Below are 21,644 nucleotides of genomic sequence, written 5' to 3'. Positions count from 1 at the left end.
TCAAGAATTAAAATCTAGATTTTGCTACTAATTTCGTTCAGGCGTTATGACGGTTTATATTAAATTATGAGACGGCGTTTATTTGGGCAAAAGCGAACAAGGGTAAATAAAATATTTACCATAGCTATTTTTACTACATTGACTACAATTAGCAGTATTTCTTGTAGTAAGAATGACAATGTGTTGGTGACAGAAATAGGAGTCAGCCAACCTAGCCGTCGTTCAGCTACAGCTTCCATTGGTGGGGAATTCTATCTTCAGGGAAAGAATCAGCATTTAAACGGTGATTTACAAGCTGCGATCGCTTCATATAGTAAGGCAATTGATCAAAATTCTCAATATGGCGCTGCTTACAACGGGCGGGGATTAGCCTACTTTGATTTGGGAGACAAGGAAAAAGCGATCGCAGATTACAATCAAGCCCTTCGTATCAATTCTAACGACGCGGAAGCCTATAATAACCTGGGGAATGCCCGCGCCTCACTAGGAGGTAACAGAGAAGCAGTTAAAGATTACAGTGAAGCGATTCGCCTCAATCCCAACTATGCCGAAGCCTACAATAACCGGGGGAATGCCCGCGCTACCAATGGGGACAAAAAAGGCGCACTAGATGATCTTGACCAAGCAATTCTCCTCAACCCCAAATATGCGATCGCCTACAATAACCGAGGAAATGCCCGTGCTGCCAATGGAGATCCACAGGGTGCGATCGCAGATTACAATCAAGCCATTCGCCTTAACCCTAACTTTGCCCCTGCCTACAATAACCGAGGAAATGCCCGCGCTACCAATGGAGACAAACAGGGGGCACTCAAGGACTTAGAACAAGCAGCAAGTATTTTTCAAAATCAAGGTAACAACGACTTGTACCAACAAGTGATGAAAAATATCAAAGAACTTGGACAGTAGGGAGCAGGGGGACAAGGAGGACAAGGGGGACAAGGGAGAATTATTGAACAAGTCTCTTCCTTGTCTTCCTTGTCTTTTCCCAATGCCCAATCCCCAATCCCCAATCCCCTATTCTTCAATAATCGGGCTGCGGAGGTCTTCTACCATCGCTTGAATTTCTGCTGGAGGAGGTGGTGTTAAGCGCGAAACCACTAAGGTAACAGCAAAGTTAATTAGCATACCCAAAGTACCAATTCCTTCAGGAGAAACCCCAAAAAACCAGGGTTGCATACCTCCAAACTTGACGCCAACAATGTAAATGATCGTAAAAATTAAACCCGTCAACATGCCGGCGATCGCACCTTCAGAATTGGTGCGTTTGTCGAAAATTCCCAGGAAAATCACCGGGAAGAAACTAGCAGCAGCTAAACCAAAGGCAAAAGCCACCACCTGACTAACAAATCCTGGCGGATTCACCCCAAAATAGCCGGCGAGGACGAGGGAAAAACCTACCATGATCCGCCCGACAAACACCCGTTTTTGTTCTGAGGCTGATGAATCTACGATGCGGTAGTAGATATCGTGGGCGATGGAACTGGAAATTACCAACAATAAACCTGATGCTGTAGACAAAGCAGCAGCTAAACCGCCAGCCGCTACCAAGCCAATCACCCACGGAGGGAGGTTAGCTACCTCTGGGGTGGAAAGCACGATGATATCTGGGTCAATCTTTATTTCATTAGTATCTTTATTTGGAGTTAACTGGAGACGGCCATCCTTATTTATGTCCTCAAAACCCAAAAGTTTAGTTTTTTCCCACTTCGCCGCCCAGTCTAGCTGCTGCACTTCTGCAACTGTATGATTGTGCAGGGAATCGATCAGGTTGTAGCGGGCAAACATCGACAGGGCTGGAGCCGTTGTATAAAGAATGGCAATAAATAGTAGTGCCCAACCAGCAGAAAAGCGGGCTGCACGCACACTTTTCACTGTGTAAAAACGGACAATGATATGGGGTAAGCCAGCAGTACCTACCATCAAAGCAATGGTGGTGAACAGCACATCTAGCATCGACTTGTTCACAAATGGCTCAGTATATTGCTTAAAACCCAGGTCAACCTGAATTTGATTAAGTTTTTCTCCAATATCACTGAAGGTAAATGCTAGTTGGGGAACAGGATTACCAGTGAGAAACCAGGCGATCGCGATCGCTGGAATCAGGTAAGCAAAAATCAACACACAGTACTGTGCTACTTGTGTCCAGGTAATGCCTTTCATCCCCCCCAACACAGAGAAAAAGCCGACGATCACCATACCGATGATCACACCTGTATTGATATCTACTTGTAGGAAGCGGCTAAAAACAATGCCCACGCCCCGCATTTGTCCAGCAACGTAGGTGAGGGAGATGAAAATGGCTGCCACTACCGCCACCAGACGAGCGATATTAGAGTAGTAGCGATCGCCTACGAAATCTGGCACTGTATACTTACCAAATTTCCGTAGGTAAGGAGCCAGTAATAATGCCAGCAGCACATAGCCGCCAGTCCAGCCCATTAAATAAATAGAACCGTCGTAGCCCAAAAAAGAAATCAGCCCCGCCATTGAAATAAACGAGGCTGCGGACATCCAGTCGGCGGCGGTGGCCGCACCATTAGCAATTGAAGGTATCCCTTGACCTGCTATAAAGAAGTCTTTACTATTTTCGACTCGTGATTGCCAACCTATATAAATGTAGGCAAGGAAGGAAAGTCCAACTAATACAATAGTCCAAATTTCAACTGACACGGTTTTTCCTCACTTCTTGAGATTGTATTTGTTGTCTTGCTTGCTGAGATTGTATTTGCGGTCTAGCTTATCCATTTGAAAGGCATAAATGAAAATCAAGGCCACAAATACCAGGATTGATCCTTGTTGCGCCATCCAAAAGCCAAAAGGAACGCCAAAAAACCGTATCGCATTCAAAGGTTGAACCAACAAAATACTGAAAACTAGGGAAACCAATGCCCAGACAATTAAAAGATTACGAATTAAAGCAGTATTAGCACGCCAATAAGAACGGCGCTGATCTTCATCCATTGTTGTTCATCATCATTGCGTTGGTGCATCAAAATAATACCAATAAGCCGTTAATATCCTGTCTAGTGACTGTATTAATTTTTAAATTATTTAGTAAATAATATTTAAAGTTGAGGTATCAAATATAACTAGCTAATAATTAGCTGAGAATTTGTCTATGGTCAGTTATGAACAAATGTTGGTTGATGAAGCTGAAATATCCAATAAATCATTGATACACAATAATTTTATATACAAAACTTTTAAAATATATTACGTGTTATTTACTAGAAATTTTGCAACTATAAATGCTATGAATTGACTTTTTAAAGCTATACAAGCAATTTACGCTATAAAATTGAGTAAAGTTAATTAAAAAAGATACGAATAATTACTATAGATTATTACTTAGTTATATTAGTAACATTTATGTAATGATCTTGTTATTACACACATGGCCCATTACAAAAAGATAGTAAATTATTATACTAATACTGTCTTACACAGCTTTCTGATGCATTGCAGCCGTTATAGATGAGAACTTCGATCATTATGGTGAGAAAAAGCTGATTTCAAGCAACTGATTTGCTTCATTCTCAGCAACCAACGTCTCCATAGATTTTTTAACTAGTTTTGGAAGCCTCGCAAAAATAACTTACCTAATTTATTGGTGAGCAACCTTGATTCTCAAGGTTTGCAGTTCTTAAATTGGGTAACTTTTTCGTGCGTGTCTTTGGAAAGTGCGGATTTCAGTTTTAACCATACCACAAGCCAGAATATATGTTTATCCAAACACTCATCACAGAGCCGATTCATTTTTTCAGAATCGTTGTAATTGTCATATTCTCCATCACTTTGCATGAACTTGCTCACGGCTGGGCTGCGATGAGTCAGGGAGATAACACTCCACAAAAAACTGGTCATCTCACACTTAATCCTGTAGTTCACATGGGTAAGGAATCAATCATCTTTCTCTGTCTCATGGGTATAGCTTGGGGACAAATGCCCGTCAACCCATCTAAGTTTCGCTCTCCCAAGCTAGGCAATATTTTGGTATCCGTAGCTGGGCCATTATCAAATCTGGCTTTAGGCATTCTATTTATTTTGATGCTTAAATTTCTCTCTAATCCGAGTCTCTCAGGACTTTTGAGTGGAGAATTTCTTTACTTAGCGGCTCGGATAAATTTGACCTTATTTCTGTTTAATCTGCTACCAATTCCACCACTGGATGGTTTTCATGTTTTCAGTGAAATTTTTCCTCAGCTAAAGCCACTGCAATATAACCAATTCGGAATTTTTGCAATGATGCTTCTATTTATAATTCCAGAATTTGGGACGGGACTTAGTGAGATTGCTCATTTAGTTATCCAATCGGCGCTTGGGGGAGAATCAGCAGCTTCTTAAACAAAAATAGATTATTTATATAGTAATCCTATTTTATTTATTTGTGAAAATTGAAAGCCATGCAATACTGTTCGGTTAAGGCAAGAGGCGCGATGAATTGCCGTCTCTACGAAACGACTGATTATTGTAGAGACGGCGATTTATCGCGTCTTTGTGATGATTTATCGCGTCTGTCTTTGTGAACTCAAATTTTCATCAAAAAACCTTAACCGAGCAGTATTGGGGGGTCTTGTCGATCACGAATGATTTAGGATAGCCACCTTTTTGCTATAATATTCAGTCTTGGCATAAATGCTGATAATACTATCACCAACTACAAAAAAAGTACCTTCTTGCTCATCTTTAGAAAATTGTAAATTTGGGTATTTAGCAGCAGCTTCTTCAGCAGTCATGGCTTTTGCTCCCATTTGTTGTGGCAATACTCCAGTACAACCAATGTAAAATACCAAAGGAGAAATCTTATCTTGGTAAATATTTTCTACATATTGTTCTAACTTGGTATTCGCTGCCGTTAAAGCTGCAACCATTTCCTCTTTACTGATCTGCTTACCAGCTTGTTTATCTTGCAATAACTGCGCCAAACTATCAGCACCAACTTTCTTAAGAATACTTACGACTATACCATTTTGCTCAAGCCCAAGAAAATCATCAAAAATTGGTTTCATAAACTCGTCAACTTTCGTAATTTTGGTGCGTGATGATAGCCGCCTGTGCCTAAAAGCGAGATTCTCATTCACTGCGATCGCAAAACTCGGCTTAATGATAATTTCTCCAGTCTCTTTGTCATAAAAGCGATACATTCTATTCAAAAACTTGTTAGCAGAATGAAACTTACTCAGGTTAAGAATATCTTGACTACCGATATCAATTTTATAGCTCAATCTTGAGTCAAGGGTACCATTAACTAGAGCTTCATGGATGTCTGTGTATTCATTAGTTGTAGGGAAGTTGATGTAAACATTTTTGGACAGATAGTGCTTTTTAAACTCCTCTAACTGTCCTGCTACAAATACATCTGACTCCTTTTTCAAATGAGCAGAAATAATACTAGTAAGTACTTTAATTTCTGCGAGTTCATTGAATAGTCCATCAATGCTGCTGTAACGACTATTAGTAGCTACAAGAGGCAAGTTATCTAACTGAATTGTATGTTCAGCACGGAAGTCAAATTCTTCTGCATCTAACACACCTTTTTCTTTGAGTGATTCAAAGGCTTTTTTACTACTGATTTTGATTTGTAAGGACTTGACGTTTATTTTGCCGTCACTGACAATCGTGTAATTATTAAAGCTATTAAGGTCATTTACTAGCAAACCTGCTACCTCAATAGTGGGGGTTTGGTCTTCAAATTTGGCAAGTTTGACTTTACGTTTGATAAGCATATTGATAGTAGCAGTATTCCGATTAAACTGAAACTCGCCCATACCAACATACTCAGCATTATCTATATTTTCTGTCCGCAACCAAGGCTGAAGCAGTTCTCCATTTTCGTTTCTAACACCTTGGATGCGCTTGATCCCTGTCCTTTGATAATGTTCTTGTAGGTGTTTGATATTGACGATAATATTTTTGCGGTATTGTGCAAAAATTTGGATTAGTTCTACCAGAGAAATTTTATTATTCGTCATATTGCTACCTTCCATACAAAGATCAAGAATCTTTTAAATCCACGGTTACTGAGGTTTATTACTCTTTCAAAATAAGCTATTACAACCGTGCAAAATTGAAAGAAAAACACACAATAAATTGATGCCAAAATGTTAAATTTGGCTTATATCACACAAATATTGTGTGTTCATGATTGCATTCACTAACTAGCTACTATGGCGTTCATTTACTACAAAGTTTGGGCATCGCCTGGTAAACTTCGCGTTGCATACTCACCGGATATTATTTTATAGTACAAGTGTATCACAAAAATACCAAGTTGTGTAGGCATCCCTTAATATCTCTATTTCTCAAAGAGGTGATTCAAAGTTCTTGTATAAATTTTATCGAAAGTTGCATTTAAGAAGTAATTCCTTTACTGATCTCTTTTTTTGCGTATTTTGCGGTAATCTGCGGCAAGCTGCTGCCTCCATACATCTACATTTCATAAATATTAAATGCATCTTCATTGAGAATTTATATTACCCTTTCAATTAAGTAAAGTCGATAACTACTGTTAATTTGAAATGCGTTATCTTTCGGCAGTATCTTCATAATTAGCGGTAAAAATTCATAATTTATGCTGAGGCGATCGCTAATTTAATTCCATAAAAATAGTAACAGCTAATTACAAATTTTGAATTAGATTTTCAGAAATCATAATCAAAATTCGGTTTTACTGTTTGAGGATAGAAAAGAAAAAACGATGAAAAACAAAGTATTGTTTGGTACCATCTTTATGGCAACCTGGATAGGAACATTAATCCCCAGTGCTTTTGCTGCCTCATCCTGTTCTGTGGGACAAAAGGCTGAGGTTCTTTGGAAGGAAGCATGGTATCCGGCAACGGTACTTAAGGTTAATGATGATAATTGCTATATTACTTACGATGGTTATGATAGTTCCTGGAATGAATGGGTTGATGCTGCACGCTTCCGGGTATCATTTCAAGTTGGAGATTCAGTTAGAATCTTGTGGAAAGGAAAATGGTATCAAGGGCAGGTTTTAGAAGTTAGTAACAATCTTTATAAAATTACTTATGATGGCTACGATAGCTCTTGGGATGAGTGGGTTGAACCTTCCAGAGTAAGCAGATAGGAAATATCTCACTTTTATAAATTGGGAGGGACGACTTCACCTGTAAGAGTCGTCCCTTAAATTTTTTATAATTTAATCTGGCTGCCTCCCTAAGAATTACTAATAGAAAAACCTCGACGTGTGGGTTTAATAGTAGCTAACTCTACCTGAAAACTTACTTTGTCGCTCATTTCACCGCTTCTCGCTTCCAAAGTCCACTTACCAGGACGCAGATACCAAAATAAAGAATTAGCTGACTGTGTATTTAGCTTTTCACCATTTAGCCACCACTCTACAGGCGCAGATTTATTTCCCGCTAGCTTAAATTCGAGTTTTTGCTTCGCTTCTTCACCTGGATATAGTAAGAATAAATCGCCATGATGCGGAGATAAAATTCTCAAATTGGTAGAAACAAGACTCGATTGCTGTTGTTTTGCTAACCACTCATCATACTCTGGTGGCAAAGTGAATTGATTTTGACTTTGGTAGGCAATCTTATCTTCTGGATAGAAATATTCCTGCACCACTGAGGTACATTCTGATGTTGGGCGTAACCCCGAAATAGCACAAATAGGTAATTGCACTAAACCTTCTGGAGGTGGAAAACCTGCTGGTTCTTGATGTTCGTGCAGATGTAACATAATCCGATTCCACAAGGGAGCAGCCCCTGTAACGCCTGAAACTTGGCGCATCGGTTCGCCGTTGAAATTGCCTACCCAGGTAGCGACGGTGTAATCTGTGGTGAAGCCCACCGTCCAAGTATCCCGAAAATTGGAAGAAGTGCCAGTTTTAACAGCAACCGGGAAAGGTAAATTTAGCACTGAGTCTACACCAAATGCTGTTGCACGAGCATGGCTGTCACTGAGCATATTAGTTATTAATTGCCATATTGTCGTCGAATTTGGAATTTTAGATTTAGGACTTTGGTATGAGCGCTCAGTCAAAGGATTTTGGATTGGGGAATCGGAAAATGTGCTTACTAGCGGCGTAGCTTCTCCGAGCTGCGCCATAGTAACATAAGCTCTAGCTAATTCCCATAAACTAACTTCGCCACTACCGAGAGTTAACCCTAAACCGTAATGTTCTGGGGTTTGATTAAGGTGTTCAAAGCCCAATTGATGCAGACGTTCGAGGAAAGTCTGCACACCTACCTTTTCTAACACCCGCACTGCTGGTACATTTAAAGAATTTGCTAAAGCGATTCGCACCCGCACAGGGCCAAGGAAGCTTTCGGTATAATCTGTTGGGCTATAAAGTTTTGCGCCGGGAATGGCGTAATGGGCGGGTACATCTGCCAAAATAGTATTTGGGCGAATTAAACCTTTCTCTAAAGCTAATTCATATACAAAAGGCTTAAGAGTAGATCCTGGTTGACGTAGCGCCTGTACTCCATCATTGCGTCCCAGTTTGGCTTCATTAAAATAATTAGGTGAACCGACATAAGCCAAAACTTCGCCGGTGCGGTTGTCAATCACCAATGCAGATGCATCATGGACATTATTGGCGGCCAGAGAAGAAATTACCTGCTGCACCTGTGCTTCGACAAACTGCTGTAAAGGAAGATTTATAGTCGTGCGGATAACGGATTGATCCCCCCTAACCCCCCTTAAAAAGGGGGGGATTAAGCCCCCCTTATCAAGGGGGGTTGGGGGGATCTGATTGGCTAACCAAAATAAAAAGTGTGGCGCGGCGATAATTCCCCGTTGGCTAGACTGAAACACAACCTTTTCAGCGGATGTTCGGGCTGCGTTCGCACCACTAATATACTTTTCCTGTACCATCCGATTGAGGACATATTTTTGCCGCTGCTTCAGCCGTTCCCAATGCTGATAAGGGTTAAAGTATGTGGGATTATTGGGAATAGCAGCTAACAAACTAGCTTGAGCAAGATTCAATTCACTAGCTGGGATGGAAAAATAAGTCTGCGCGGCTGCTTCCACACCATATATATTGCCTCCCATTGGCAACCGATTGATGTATGCAGAGAGGATTTCATCTTTATTCATCCCTGCTACTAACCGCCAAGATAGCCAAATCTCTTGCATTTTACCTGACAGAGTACGCGGGACGGGATCTAACATCCGCGCCAACTGCATAGTAATTGTGGAAGCACCGGAAACAATTCTTTTGGCGTGGATGGCTTCTTTGCTGGCGCGGATAACAGCCTTCATATCCAACGCCCCGTGATGGTAAAAGCTAGCATCTTCGGCGGCTAAAATAGCATGGATAAACTGGGGCGAAACCTGATTTAGTGGTACTACTGATGTGTGCTCTTGGTCACGGGTGAGCAATGTTCCTAATGGTAAACCATTGCGATCGCTAAATTGCATTGCTAACTGATTTTGGGCAATGTCTGCGGCCCGAATGGGAGCAAAATAGGGTAGCAAGCGTACCACTAGGCATATTAGCAGCCCAGCTAGGATAACTTTACTATGCTTAATTTTGGTTAGCGATCGTGAAATTATTTTCATCAGGAAATCCCTGCCCAATAAAACCTATCTTAATTTTGACCATGCTATTACATCTACATCAGTAAATATGTCATATCCTTAATAATTCATTTGTCATAACCTAGCAGATATAAATTAATATTTGCAGAAGTTAAATACTTCTTCATCGTTAAGAATTGTAGTCATTTTTGGAACAATAACACTGGATTAGTTATCTATGTAAATAAACATACGAGACATCCAAACATTGGATATAAATCACTAGTGATAGCGTGCCCTCAACAAGAGTTGCAGACTTTTGTTTGCGATATTTTTTTATTTTAAATTAATAAAAATATGATTATCAAAATTTTAATCCGTTTCCACCATAAAATTATCAATTTCTTCCTTGGCGTAGTTGGTGTATTTTGTGGTAGCCTGCGGCAAGCCGTTCGCGTAGCGTCTCGTAGAGAAGCGTCTACGTTAAAAAAAATTAGTCATTCTTCGAGCCGGAAGAGAATAATCCAGTATTTTCTCATCTTTACATTTATGCTAGGGATGGCAGGATGTAATTTTTTTGGTATCAACTCAAGTAAAGAACAACTACCAGCAGTTTCCCCACTCACACCGCCAAAATTACCAGACTGGATTGAACAAATTAGTCCTATTGGGGATGCGAAACCTCTTAACCAAATCCGCATTCGCTTTAAAGAAGCTTTAATACCAGTTGAAAGCCTAGACAGTCCAGAACAGCAAAAAATATTGCAAAAATTTGTACTTTGGCCGCCTTTACCCGGCCAATTTCGCTTTTTGACACCGCGCATGGTGGGTTTTCAAGCAGAGAAAGCCTTGCCAATAGCGACAAGATTTCAAGTCACTCTCAAAGCAGGTTTAGCCGATTTAAAAAATCATCGCCTAGACAAAGATTTACCTTGGACTTTCAATACAGCATCTATCAAACTGACTAATTTACCCGGTGTGAATCCCATTGAAAAGGCTGATGTTGAACCAATTGATTTAAAACAAAAGTTACAGTTTACTTCCAATGTAGAATTAGATTTAGCTTCTATTCAAGAGCATTTACAGTTAATTCCTGAAGGTAAAAATAAGGGTATAGGTTTTAAAGTTGAATTAAATAAAGAAGAAAAACCATTAGAAGAGAATGAAGATCCTTTAGAAAAAATTGATCCTTCAGCACGCAATTGGATTTATAACCTCATCCCACAGCAAAATCTCGAAAAAGCAACCCCTTATCGCCTAGTATTTTCTCCCGGAATCCTTCCTGCTTATGGCAATCTCCCTACAGAGAAAGAATTTACCAGTAAGTTAGCAACTTATTCGCCTTTAGCATTTCAGAAAATTAACTTTTACGGACAGCCAGATGCAGGTGGAACTTTTGGAAGATTTCTTAAAGGCAGCCCTCAGTTAGAATTTAATAACGTCTTAGTGGCAGATTCTGCTAAAGAAAATATTAAAATTAATCCGGCACCAAAAGACATTTCGAGAATTCTGCAAGTAAACGATGAAGATAAAATTGTTGGCATCAATCCTTATGCGCTAGAACCTGCCAAGACTTATACAATTATTATCGGTGCTAATCTCAAAGATAAGTTTGGGCAAACTTTGGGTAAACCTATCACGCTTAAATATGATACTGGAGATTTAGCTGGGGATATCTGGGTACCATCAGATTTGAATATTTTCCCCACAGGTAAAGATTTACAGTTAAATATTAGTACGGTAAACCTACCAGAATCAAAATACAAAGCAGCTTATCGAGTAGTCCAACCAACAGATTTGGTTTATTTTAATTATGGTAATGATTTATTACCAAAACCTTCTAATTGGCAAAGTTTTAACGTATCAGGTAAGAAAAATCAATCTGTTGACGTTGCTGTTCCCCTGCGGGAAAAAATAAGTGCAGCTACGGGAATGTTAGCTTACGGAGTGCAAGCCCGCACTAATAAATATCAGGAGAATGGTAAGGAACTATGGCGAGAACCTACGACTTATGGCATGGTTGAATTGACAAATTTAGGCGTATTTACTCAGTGGTTTCCTGAGTCAGGGTTAATTCGCGTCAATCATCTTACAGATGGTTCGCCAGTTAAAAATAGCGCTATTGAAATTTATCAATCAAAATTACAGGCAAAATCTCGCCCGGAACCTGTACCTTGTGCAACGGGTAAAACTGATGAAAATGGTACTTTTAAAATTAATAGTGAAGAATTACAGCAATGTTATTCTGGGAATGAAAGTTATAGTAAATCACCACAATTATTAGTAATTGCCCGTGAAAATCAAGACTGGGCATTTACCAGAACTGAGGAATATAGCGGCGTATATGGATATGGGATTGATGCAGGTTGGCAAGATGGTAAGCCAGAATCACGCGGGGTAATTTTTTCAGATAGACAGTTGTATCAACCAGGCGAAAAAGCTTGGTTTACTGGTTTTGTTGACTTCTTACAAAATGGCACAATCCAGCAAGATAAAAATGCTGTTTACCAATTAACTCTGGTAAATCCTGATGGACAAAAAACTAACTTAGGTACGCAAACTACAAATGAATTTGGTACGTTTTCTCTGGAAGTGCCAATCAAAACTACTCAGCGCTTAGGCTATTATACAATCCAGGCTAAGGGGAAGAATGGGCAAGAAATTTCTGGAGAATTTCGGGTAGCTGAGTTTAAGCCACCCAACTTTAAAGTCGAACTTAACTTAGATAAAGAATTTGCTCTTATTGACGAGAAAGTTGATATTAATGCCACAAGCAATTATTTGTTTGGTGCGCCTGTAGAAGGTGGAGAAGCAAAATATTTTGTCACTCGCCAACAATCTAATTTTATCCCTAAAGGTTGGGAGGAATTTGCTTTTGGTCGGCAATGGTTATGGCCGGAGGAAACTCCCACCATATCTAGCGATGTATTGCAAACTAATGCCCAGTTGGATACTAATGGTAAAAGTAGCCAAACGGTAACTGTGGCAAATGATTTACCATATCCGATGACTTACCGGGTAGATGTACAAGTTGCAGATGTTTCTAATTTATCTGTAGCGAATTCCAAAACTTTTACAGCCCTACCAAGTAATCGCCTTATCGGGTTAAAAAGTAATTTTATCGCTGATGCTGGGAAGGCTTTTCCCATTGAAGTGATTGTTACTGACCCTACAGGAAAAACGATCACAGGTCAACGGGTGCGCCTGGAATTACAACAGATAAAATACAGCAGCGTTACGCAGTTGGTGGAAGGTAGCCGAACCGCAAAAAATCAAGTTGAATATAAAACAGTGGGACAAGCAGAAATTACATCTGCTAGCAATTTGCAATCGGTAAACTTAACAGCGCCTGAATCTGGTTCATACAGGATTAGAGTTAATTTTAGCGATGCTAAAAGCGAATTAAGTGCCACAGATTTACAAATTTGGGCAACTGGAGGAAATTCAGTATTTTGGGGTTCTAGAGAACAAAATGTCTTAGAAGTTAAATTAGATAAAAAAGAGTTCAAACCGGGTGAAACTGCTACTGCACTAATTCAATCTCCCTATGCAGATGCAGAATTGTACTTTGCTGTAATTAAAGACAAACCCCTTTATCAACAGATTACCAAAGTTCAGGGAGGCGCACCACAAATTCAGTTTCAAGTTACGCCAGAAATGCTGCCAAATGCAGCCATTGAAGCTGTATTAGTCAGACAAGGTAAACCCATAAGCCAAGTGGAACCAGGAAGTTTAGATAACTTGGTCAAAATTGGTTTTACACCTTTTAAAGTTAACTTGGAGGAGAAGTATTTAAAACTGCAAGTTAAGCCAGTGCAAGCATCATTAGAACCTGGTGCAGAAGAAACAGTACAGCTAGAACTAAAGGACAATCAAGGAAATCCCACCCAAGGACAGTTTACAGTCATGGTGGTAAATGAGGCTGTGTTACAACTTTCTGGCTATCGTCCGCCAGATTTGGTGGATACAGTTTATGCAGAACAGCCAATATCTACCCGCTTTAGCGATAATCGACCAGATGTAATTTTACAACCACAAGATGTAGCTAAACCCAAAGGTTGGGGTTATGGCGGTGGTTTCTCAACTGGTGCAGCAAATACTCGCACTCGCACAGATTTTCAAGCCTTAGCTTACTACAACGGTTCTGTTCTTACTGATGTTAACGGTAATGCACAGATAACCTTTAAACTCCCGGATAACTTAACTACATGGCGGGTGATGGCTGTCGCCACTGATGGAAATCTGCGTTTTGGGAATGGAGACGCGACGTTTATCACCACAAAACCACTGCTAACTAATGCCATCTTGCCACAGTTTGCCCGTCCTGGCGATCGCATCCTCGCTGGCTTATCCGTAACTAACAATACTGGGAATACAGGAAATCTCTCAATTAATGGCGAACTTAGCGGTACTGTGAAGTTTGCCGAGAAAAACCCCACAACTACTGCTTTGCAAACCAAAGCTGAATCTGCTACTCATGCTTATCGCTTTCCAATGGTGGCAGATAATGTGGGAGTTGGTAAAGTTCGCTTTACGACTCAGCTAAATGGTACAGCCGCAGATGCTTTTGAAGTACCTTTGGAAATTAAGTCACTGGAAATTACCGAACAAGTCGTTGAAACTGGTGTCACTGAAAAACAGGTGAAGATTCCCCTGAATGTTGACAAAAATACCTTCCCTGATGCGGGAGGTTTAGATATTCAGCTGGCGAGTACTTTGATACCGGAGATTCAAGCACCAGCAAAGCAGGTTTTGGAAGATGATGATTTACCTTTCACAGAACCTGCTGCAAGTCAGTTAATCATTGCTGCCAATCTGCAAACTATTGCCCAAAAATATGGTCAGACATTTGCAGAATTTAATCCTAGCCAACAGGCGAAACAAGCCCTTGAAACATTACAAAAACTCCAAATAGCTGATGGTGGTTTTGCTGCTTTTCCCGGACAACAAAAATCCGACCCTTGGGTTTCTTCCTATGCAGGTGAATCTTTGGTAAAAGCCAGTCAGGCGTTCCCTAATTTAGTCGATTCTGCAATACTGTCTCGCCTCAAAACTTATCTGCAAAAAGTTCTGGCGAACCCTGGAGAATACGAGTTTTGCAAACAACTACTATGTAAAAGGCAACTGCAACTTAATGCTTTAATTGCTTTATCAGAACTGGGTGAAAAACGCAATACTTTCCTAGCAGATATTTATGAACAGCGCAATAATTTTGATATAGTAACTCAAATTAAATTGGCGCGATACTTATCTCAATTCCCAGAATGGCAAGACGAATCTCAACAATTAGTGAACAAGCTGCAACAGAATATATATGAAACTGGTCGCACAGCAGTTGTAAGTTTACCCCGTAGTTGGGGATGGATGAGTTCATCGACTACCGCGCAAGCGCAAGCTTTACGATTATTTATTGCTAAACAAAGTAAATCTGAAGTGATAGATAAGTTATTCCAAAGTCTTATCGCACTGCGACGGAATGGCACATGGCAAACTAACTATAACAATGCCCAAGCATTAACAGCTTTGGTAGAATATAGCCAACTGCAACCCACACCACCTAATTTTGTTGCCACAGTGCAATTAGCTGGTAATAAGTTAGGAGAAAATAGGTTTAATGGCTATCAAAATCCTAGCTTAAAGCTAAATGTGCCAATGAATAAATTACCTCGTGGTCGTCATGATTTAATGCTGCAAAAATCAGGTAATGGCACTTTACACTATCTGGTTGCTTATAATTATCGCTTGCAGGGAAATCAACCAGGTAGGTTTAACGGTTTACGGGTAATACGAGAAATTAGCAAATTAAATGAAGCGAAATTTCTGCAAAAAACAGGACTTTACGCTTTTGATAAACCCTTGACTTTAGCTTCTGGACAAGTGTTTGATATTGGTTTAGAAATCATCGCCGATCATCCTGTGGATCATGTGGTGATTAAAGATCCGCTACCATCAGGTTTTGAGGCGGTGGATGCAAGTTTTCAAACTACCACAGCTGCATTACAAGCAAAAGCCGATAGCTGGGAACTTGGCTTTAGGAATATCTACCGCGATCGCATTATCGCCTACGCCGACCACCTGGAACCAGGAGTTTATAGCCTCCATTACTTAGTCCGTTCTGTCACCCCTGGTACATTTTCTTGGCCTGGTGCTGAAGTTCACCTGCAATATGCACCAGAAGAATTTGGGCGTACAGCTGAGTCTACATTAATCCTGGAAGAGGGGAAATGAAAGCTATTTTAGAGCCTTTAGCCTCCAGTAACGTTTTGTTTTAGCTGTTAATTTATTCAGCCAGGGGAATGTCAATTCAACCTCTAGCCAGAAAAGAGCGTATTTGTAACTTCTTCTAACACCTTTAATGCTGTTAATGAACCTCGAATCAACCGAGTAGCAGCAAGGGGTTGTCGAAGCATTCCCATCGCTAAAGGAAAAGGGTTTAGGGAACCATCAGAGTTAATTGCTGCTGTGAGATCGGGGATATCGTGCTGACAATCGTCACAAACTACTCGCAGCATTGCCACGTCCACCCCGGCTGTATTGAAAAACTCTAGGGCGGTAAATCCTTCCATATCAACAACATCAGCCGCCAAAGTCTCACCTAAACGGTGTTTTTCGGCAGCAGACCAAATCACGCGATCGCTTGTCAGTGACTTGACAAATGATATATTTCCTGGTATAGAAGAGTGCAATTGATCTGTGAAAGTGCGATCGCATTCTTGCTGCTTCCCCTGATAAACACAATCTTGATACAGCACAATATCACCAACTGCATAGCGATCGCTCAAGCTGCCACATACACCCATAATCAGCACTCTGGATTTTGGAGCCAGAAATTGTCCATTTCCTTGGGATTGTTGGAGGTATTTGAGTAAAGGCTTCATCCCAACAGGTATAGCTACTACTGTTGGGATGGAACCACTAACGCCGCTTAATCCGCGACACACAGCTTTATGTTCTGCTCCCTGAGGCACCAGAATTGTGTTGATGGGCAAAAAATTAGACACTAGCCCTCTCGACAGTTTCAAGTTTGCGTTTGGGTATAAATAGGCGAGCGTGGCTTAATTCTTCTGTACCTTGGAGAGTGATGTCTACGACGGGCTACGCCTACGCAGTTTGTAAAGCTCCGACAGAATAATTCCTTATGCTCGACAGAACCAAGTTTCATTTCTAAAGTTCAATTCTGTATTAAAAATTTTGCCACATCTGAGTAACAATAAGTAATATTGCCGTTTTCTGGTGCTTAAAACTCGCAAACCGAAGGTGATTGCTGTAGCATGACTAAATAATTGTGTCACCCACACGATAATTTTCCAAGATGGTAAAGCTTCATCGCTCAAAATCCGCACGAGAACTCTTCAATATTTCCAAATTGGCGATTCAATTTTCGTGGCTGACGGTGAGTTTTTGGATTGCCGTAACGGTAGCTGGTATTCTGGCTTTCAGTTCTCTCAAGTATGCTTTGTTTCCAGATATTACATTTCCAGTAGTGGTTGTAAATGCTACAGCCCCTCTGAAAACTGCTCTGGATACAGAGGCAAAACTCACCGAACCCTTGGAAGAACGCCTCCGCTCCCTAGAAGGACTGGAGAATATGCGCTCATCCACTTATCCAAGTCAAACAGCCGTTGCCCTTTCTTTTGCCGTTGGGACGAATTTAGAAACATCGACCAAAGAAGTTGAAGCTGCCCTCAAGCAGTTGACTTTGCCTCAGGGAGCGACTTCTAAAATTATTCCCCTGAATTTAAATGAGTCAGCCGCCATTAGCTATGCCATTGAGAGTCCCACCCGGAATCTCACAGATTTGACAAAGTTGGCGCAAGACGAGATTGTAAGTGCGATCGCTAAATTACCAGGAGTCCTGAAAGTCTCACTGTTGGGTGGTGCTACTGCAACTCCTCCCCTAAATCCAGCTAATGCCAGTGCATCTGTCCCCCAATCAGGGGCAACATTAGTCAGGTTTAACGGGCAAGATGCACTAGCATTTCAGGTAATCAAACGCGGTAGCGCTAACACCTTAGAAGTAGTCAGTCGGGTTGAGAAAGAAGTCCAAAGGCTACGCTCTACCCTCAAGAATGTCAACCTCACTTTAGCTGCTACCCAAGCAGAATATATCCGCCAAGCTACCCAGTCAACAATCGATGCGCTGATGGAAGCAGTCTTGTTGTCTATCGTAGTAATTTTTCCTTTTTTATGGAATTGGCGGGCAACTTTCATCTCTGCCTTGGCGATTCCAACATCTTTGTTGGCGACGTTTATTGTCATGGCAATTTTTGGTTTCAACCTAGAAACGATTACGTTGCTGGCTTTGGCCTTAGTGATTGGCAGTGTAATCGATGATGCGATCATCGATGTCGAAAACATCATGCGGCACATCGAAGAAGGGGAAACTCCTCGCCAAGCCGCCTTTTCAGCAACAGATGAAATTGGCTTAACAGTCATCGCCACCACTGCTACAGCAGTAGCGGTTTTTTTACCCATTGGTTTGATGGGTGGAGTAATCGGGCAGTTCTTCAAGCCGTTCGGAATTACGGTTTCAGCAGCCATGATTGCTTCGACGCTGGTCGCCCGTACATTGTCACCAGCCTTAGCCACTTTCTGGCTAAAACCTGCTACTTCAACTCCGCGCCGCCAGGAAGCAAACACCTGGCTGAATTTTACCCAATATTACAGAAATTTACTCCACTGGTCTTTAAACCACCGCAAAACAGTTATCGCATTAGCCATACTTAGCTTTGTTGCAGGTATGGCACTGAGTCTACTCATTCCCAAAGGGTTTATTCCTAAATTAGATCGCGGCGAGTTCAATATTACTTACACCGCACCCTTGCCAAAAATCCCTGAGCAATTTTTGCAGGGGCAAGGAGGACAAGGGGGACAAGGAGGACAAGGGGGACAAGGGGGAATTTCTTCCTTATCTGCCGCATCCCAATTCCCTATCCCCAATCCTTTGAATGATTCTCTAGAGGTTGCCAAGAAACTAGAAGATGTGGTGAGAAAATCTCCAGTAGTAGAAACGGTGTTTACTACTGTTGGTTCTCGTGAAGGTGAGCCAAACAAAGGTACGCTTTATGTGAAGCTGAAGGAAGACCGTAACATCAAGACTGCGGAAATACAAGACCAATTACGCTCGTCTTTGCCTAATCTTCCTGGTGTGAGTACCAGCGTAGAAGATATTCAATTTGTTGATACTGGTGGACAAAAACCTTTACAGGCATCACTACGAGGCGATAACCTCCAAAGCCTCAGCAAAGCTGCCAAGGCAATTAAAGAGCGCATCGAAAAACTACCGGGATTTGCTGATGTCACTGTGACAAGTGAAACAAACCCGCAGGGCACAGTTTTTCAAATTGAGCGGCTCAACAATCAAAGAGTTGCCTATATTAGTGCCAATCTGGGCAAGGATTTGTCCTTGGGTAGTGCCACCGACCAATTAGTAGCAGAAGCAAAAGCAGTGTTACCTGCTGGTGTAACTTTAGACTTGGGAGGAGATTCTGCCCGCCAAGGTGAAGTATTTAGTAGTTTTGGTACTACTTTACTTTTATCAGCATTGTGCATTGTCGTAGTACTGATTTTGCTGTTCAAAAGCTGGATAGACCCAGTAGTAATAGGTGTTTCTTTGCCCTTGTCAATTGTCGGTGCCATGTTGGCTTTACTCTTCACCAAGAGTGACTTTGGCATGATCTCGCTGATTGGCTTTGTGTTTTTGTTGGGACTAGCAAACAAAAATGCCATCTTACTGGTAGATTACATCAACCAACTCCGCAAATCTGGCTTAGACCGCACAGAGGCGATTCTCAAAGCTGGCCCAGTGCGCCTCAGACCAATTATGATGACTACTGCCTCTACACTCTTAGGGATGCTACCGATCGCATTGGGCTTTGGTGCTGGTTCCGAATTGCGATCGCCTATGGCTGTAGCGATCGCAGGTGGACTCATAACTTCAACTATCCTCAGCTTGATTGTTGTGCCGGTAGTCTACGCCATTTTGGATGATTGGTTTCCCCGATTTCAGACGAGGGAGAGAAGTTGATGCAAGTCTTTGTCACGGGGGGTACGGGCTTTATTGGTGCTCACTTAGTACGGTTGTTACTCCAACAGAGATATGATGTCAAAGCACTGGTACGCTCAAGCAGCAATTTGGAGAATCTACGCGGTTTGGAGGTGGAAATTGTCAAAGGCGATTTGAATGATTCAAATCTCTGGCAACAAATGGAAGGTTGTCAATACCTATTTCATGTGGCAGCCCATTATTCCCTCTGGCAAACAGACCGGGAGTTACTCCACCATAACAATGTCTTGGGTACGCGCAATGTGTTGGCAGCAGCTCGCAAAGCTGGGATTGAGCGCACCGTTTATACTAGTTCAGTAGCGGCAATTGGAGTAGGATCATCTGGTCAAGTCGTCGATGAAACACATCAGAGTCCTTTAGAAAAGTTGGTGGGTGACTACAAAAAGTCCAAGTTTCTCGCTGAACAAGAAGCCATGCAAGCCGTTGCTACAGGTCAGGAAGTAGTTATTGTCAATCCCAGCAGCCCAATTGGCTCGTTGGATATCAAACCTACCCCGACAGGTGATATAATCCTGCGGTTTTTGCGACGGCAAATGCCCTTTTACTTAGATACTGGTTTGAATTTTATCGATGTGCGGGATGCGGCATGGGGACATTTACTGGCTTTGCAACGGGGTAAATCAGGCGACCGCTATATCTTAGGTCATCAAAACCTAAGTCTCAAGGAACTACTCGAACAACTTGCCGATATCACCGGTCTAAGCGCCCCTCAACGAACAGTACCCGCTTGGTTGCCCCTTAGTGTTGCTTGGGTTGATGAAAAGATTCTCGCACCCTTGGGAAAATTGCCTTCAGTGCCATTAGATGGCGTGCGGATGGCGAAACAACCTATGTATTACGATGCCGCCAAGGCTGTACGAGAGTTGGGTTTACCCCAATCTCCGCTGAAAGCGGCACTCAAAGATGCTGTGGATTGGTTTGTTGCTCAGGGTTACGTTCAATGAAAAATATAGCGATTCACGTGTGGATGCAATATGTAGGGGTGCATAGATGTGCGCCCCTAAAGTGGTGTTTTTATATTTAAAAGAGGAGCGATCGCAACAATGGCAGTTAATCTACAACAAGCTATGGATATTGGGAAGTATCTTGTTACTCAGCGTTTGAAAGGACGTAAACGCTTCCCTTTAGTATTAATGTTGGAACCTCTTTTTCGGTGTAATCTCGCTTGTACTGGTTGTGGTAAAATACAACATCCAAAGGAAATTTTAAAGCAAAATCTCACCCCAGAACAGTGCTTTACCGCAGTGGAAGAGTGCGGCGCACCAGTTGTCTCAATTCCTGGGGGAGAACCTCTGCTACATCCCCAAATTGATGAGATTGTCCGGGGCTTAATTGAGCGCAAGAAATATATTTACTTGTGTACCAATGGTTTGTTGTTAGAAAAGAACCTGGATAAGTTTGAACCTTCTCCTTACCTGACTTTTAGTGTGCATTTAGATGGGATGCGGGAGTTGCATGATCAGTGTGTCGATCGCAAAGGTGTTTTTGATATTGCTGTCAAAGCCATTCGCGCCGCTAAAGCTAAAGGCTTTCGTGTCACCACTAACACCACTATCTTTGAAGGTACTGAACCCAAAGATATGCAAGAGTTCTTCGACTTTTTAGAAACACTAAATACTGACGGGATGATGATTTCTCCCGGCTACAGTTACGAATGGGCACCAGATCAAGATCATTTTCTCCACCGTGAACAAACACGCGCCCTCTTTCGGGAAATTCTGGCTCCATACAAAGCTGGTGAAAAAAACTGGAACTTCAATCACAATCCTCTGTTCTTAGATTTTCTCACTGGTGAAAAGGACTATGAATGCACGCCTTGGGGTAGCCCTAGTTATAGTGTTCTTGGTTGGCAAAAACCTTGCTATCTGCTGAACGAAGGTTATTACTCCACTTTCAAGGAATTACTGGCACAAACTGACTGGAGTCAATACGGCCAGAAGAGTGGTAATCCCAAATGTGCCGATTGTATGGTTCACTGCGGTTACGAACCCACCGCCGCAATGGATGCAATGCAACCGCAAAATATGGCGCGTGCCCTTGGCAGTGTGTTTGGTAGAAGCTAAAAAGTAGCAAATACTAC

The 21,644-nt window shown here is 41.6% G+C and carries 12 protein-coding genes; 7 read left to right on the top strand and 5 right to left on the bottom strand.

Annotated features, from left to right (window positions below; genetic code table 11):
• The first annotated feature begins 66 nt into the window (after nucleotides 1-66).
• Nucleotides 67-909 (top strand): tetratricopeptide repeat protein, encoded by an 843-nt coding sequence (locus H6G92_RS02235; protein WP_190890286.1) that lies wholly within the window; start codon nucleotides 67-69, stop codon nucleotides 907-909.
• A 108-nt stretch (nucleotides 910-1,017) separates the two neighbouring features.
• On the opposite strand, the gene H6G92_RS02230 is transcribed toward H6G92_RS02235, so the two are convergent.
• A complete protein-coding gene (locus tag H6G92_RS02230; RefSeq protein ID WP_190890285.1) occupies nucleotides 1,018-2,673 on the bottom strand; it encodes a sodium:solute symporter family protein in 1,656 nt (551 codons plus the stop codon).
• A gap of 9 nt (nucleotides 2,674-2,682) precedes the next feature.
• On the bottom strand, nucleotides 2,683-2,964 hold the full coding sequence (locus H6G92_RS02225) for a DUF4212 domain-containing protein (RefSeq protein WP_190890283.1): 282 nt from the start codon (nucleotides 2,962-2,964) through the stop codon (nucleotides 2,683-2,685).
• Nucleotides 2,965-3,723: 759 nt separating this feature from the next.
• Between H6G92_RS02225 and H6G92_RS02220 the strand changes: the two genes are divergently transcribed.
• Nucleotides 3,724-4,347 carry a site-2 protease family protein gene (locus H6G92_RS02220; RefSeq protein WP_190890281.1) on the top strand — a complete coding sequence of 208 codons (624 nt, stop codon included), beginning with the start codon at nucleotides 3,724-3,726 and terminating at the stop codon, nucleotides 4,345-4,347.
• A 236-nt stretch (nucleotides 4,348-4,583) separates the two neighbouring features.
• Here the strand turns inward: H6G92_RS02220 and H6G92_RS02215 are convergent, their stop codons facing one another.
• A complete protein-coding gene (locus H6G92_RS02215; RefSeq protein ID WP_190890279.1) occupies nucleotides 4,584-5,975 on the bottom strand; it encodes a hypothetical protein in 1,392 nt (463 codons plus the stop codon).
• Nucleotides 5,976-6,700: 725 nt separating this feature from the next.
• Between H6G92_RS02215 and H6G92_RS02210 the strand changes: the two genes are divergently transcribed.
• A complete protein-coding gene (locus H6G92_RS02210) occupies nucleotides 6,701-7,090 on the top strand; it encodes an agenet domain-containing protein (RefSeq protein WP_190890277.1) in 390 nt (129 codons plus the stop codon).
• 89 nt (nucleotides 7,091-7,179) lie between these two features.
• On the opposite strand, the gene pbpC is transcribed toward H6G92_RS02210, so the two are convergent.
• A complete protein-coding gene (pbpC, locus tag H6G92_RS02205) occupies nucleotides 7,180-9,540 on the bottom strand; it encodes a penicillin-binding protein 1C (RefSeq protein ID WP_190890275.1) in 2,361 nt (786 codons plus the stop codon).
• 507 nt (nucleotides 9,541-10,047) lie between these two features.
• Here pbpC and H6G92_RS02200 point away from each other — a divergent pair.
• Complete coding sequence (locus H6G92_RS02200) at nucleotides 10,048-15,726, top strand: alpha-2-macroglobulin family protein (protein ID WP_190890740.1); 5,679 nt, start codon at nucleotides 10,048-10,050, stop codon at nucleotides 15,724-15,726.
• Nucleotides 15,727-15,809: 83 nt separating this feature from the next.
• Here the strand turns inward: H6G92_RS02200 and H6G92_RS02195 are convergent, their stop codons facing one another.
• Complete coding sequence (locus H6G92_RS02195; RefSeq protein ID WP_190890274.1) at nucleotides 15,810-16,499, bottom strand: 5'-methylthioadenosine/S-adenosylhomocysteine nucleosidase family protein; 690 nt, start codon at nucleotides 16,497-16,499, stop codon at nucleotides 15,810-15,812.
• Between the two features lie 311 nt (nucleotides 16,500-16,810).
• On the opposite strand from H6G92_RS02195, the gene H6G92_RS02190 reads away from it, so the two are divergent.
• The 3 genes from H6G92_RS02190 to hpnH all read left to right on the top strand — a co-directional run bounded on the left by H6G92_RS02190 (nucleotide 16,811) and on the right by hpnH (nucleotide 21,627).
• Nucleotides 16,811-19,525, top strand: coding sequence for an efflux RND transporter permease subunit (locus H6G92_RS02190; protein ID WP_190890273.1), 2,715 nt, complete (start codon nucleotides 16,811-16,813; stop codon nucleotides 19,523-19,525).
• Nucleotides 19,525-20,508 (top strand): hopanoid-associated sugar epimerase, encoded by a 984-nt coding sequence (hpnA, locus tag H6G92_RS02185; protein WP_190890272.1) that lies wholly within the window; start codon nucleotides 19,525-19,527, stop codon nucleotides 20,506-20,508. The genes H6G92_RS02190 and hpnA overlap by 1 nt, the downstream gene beginning before the upstream one ends.
• A gap of 99 nt (nucleotides 20,509-20,607) precedes the next feature.
• A complete protein-coding gene (gene hpnH, locus H6G92_RS02180; protein WP_190890271.1) occupies nucleotides 20,608-21,627 on the top strand; it encodes an adenosyl-hopene transferase HpnH in 1,020 nt (339 codons plus the stop codon).
• The last annotated feature ends 17 nt before the right edge of the window (nucleotides 21,628-21,644 follow it).

Origin of the sequence: Nostoc foliaceum FACHB-393 (genome assembly GCF_014698505.1) — a bacterium.
GTDB classification, from domain to species: Bacteria; Cyanobacteriota; Cyanobacteriia; order Cyanobacteriales; family Nostocaceae; genus Nostoc; species Nostoc foliaceum_A.
Note: the sequence above shows the minus strand (reverse complement) of the source record. Positions and strands in the feature narration are given on the sequence as shown.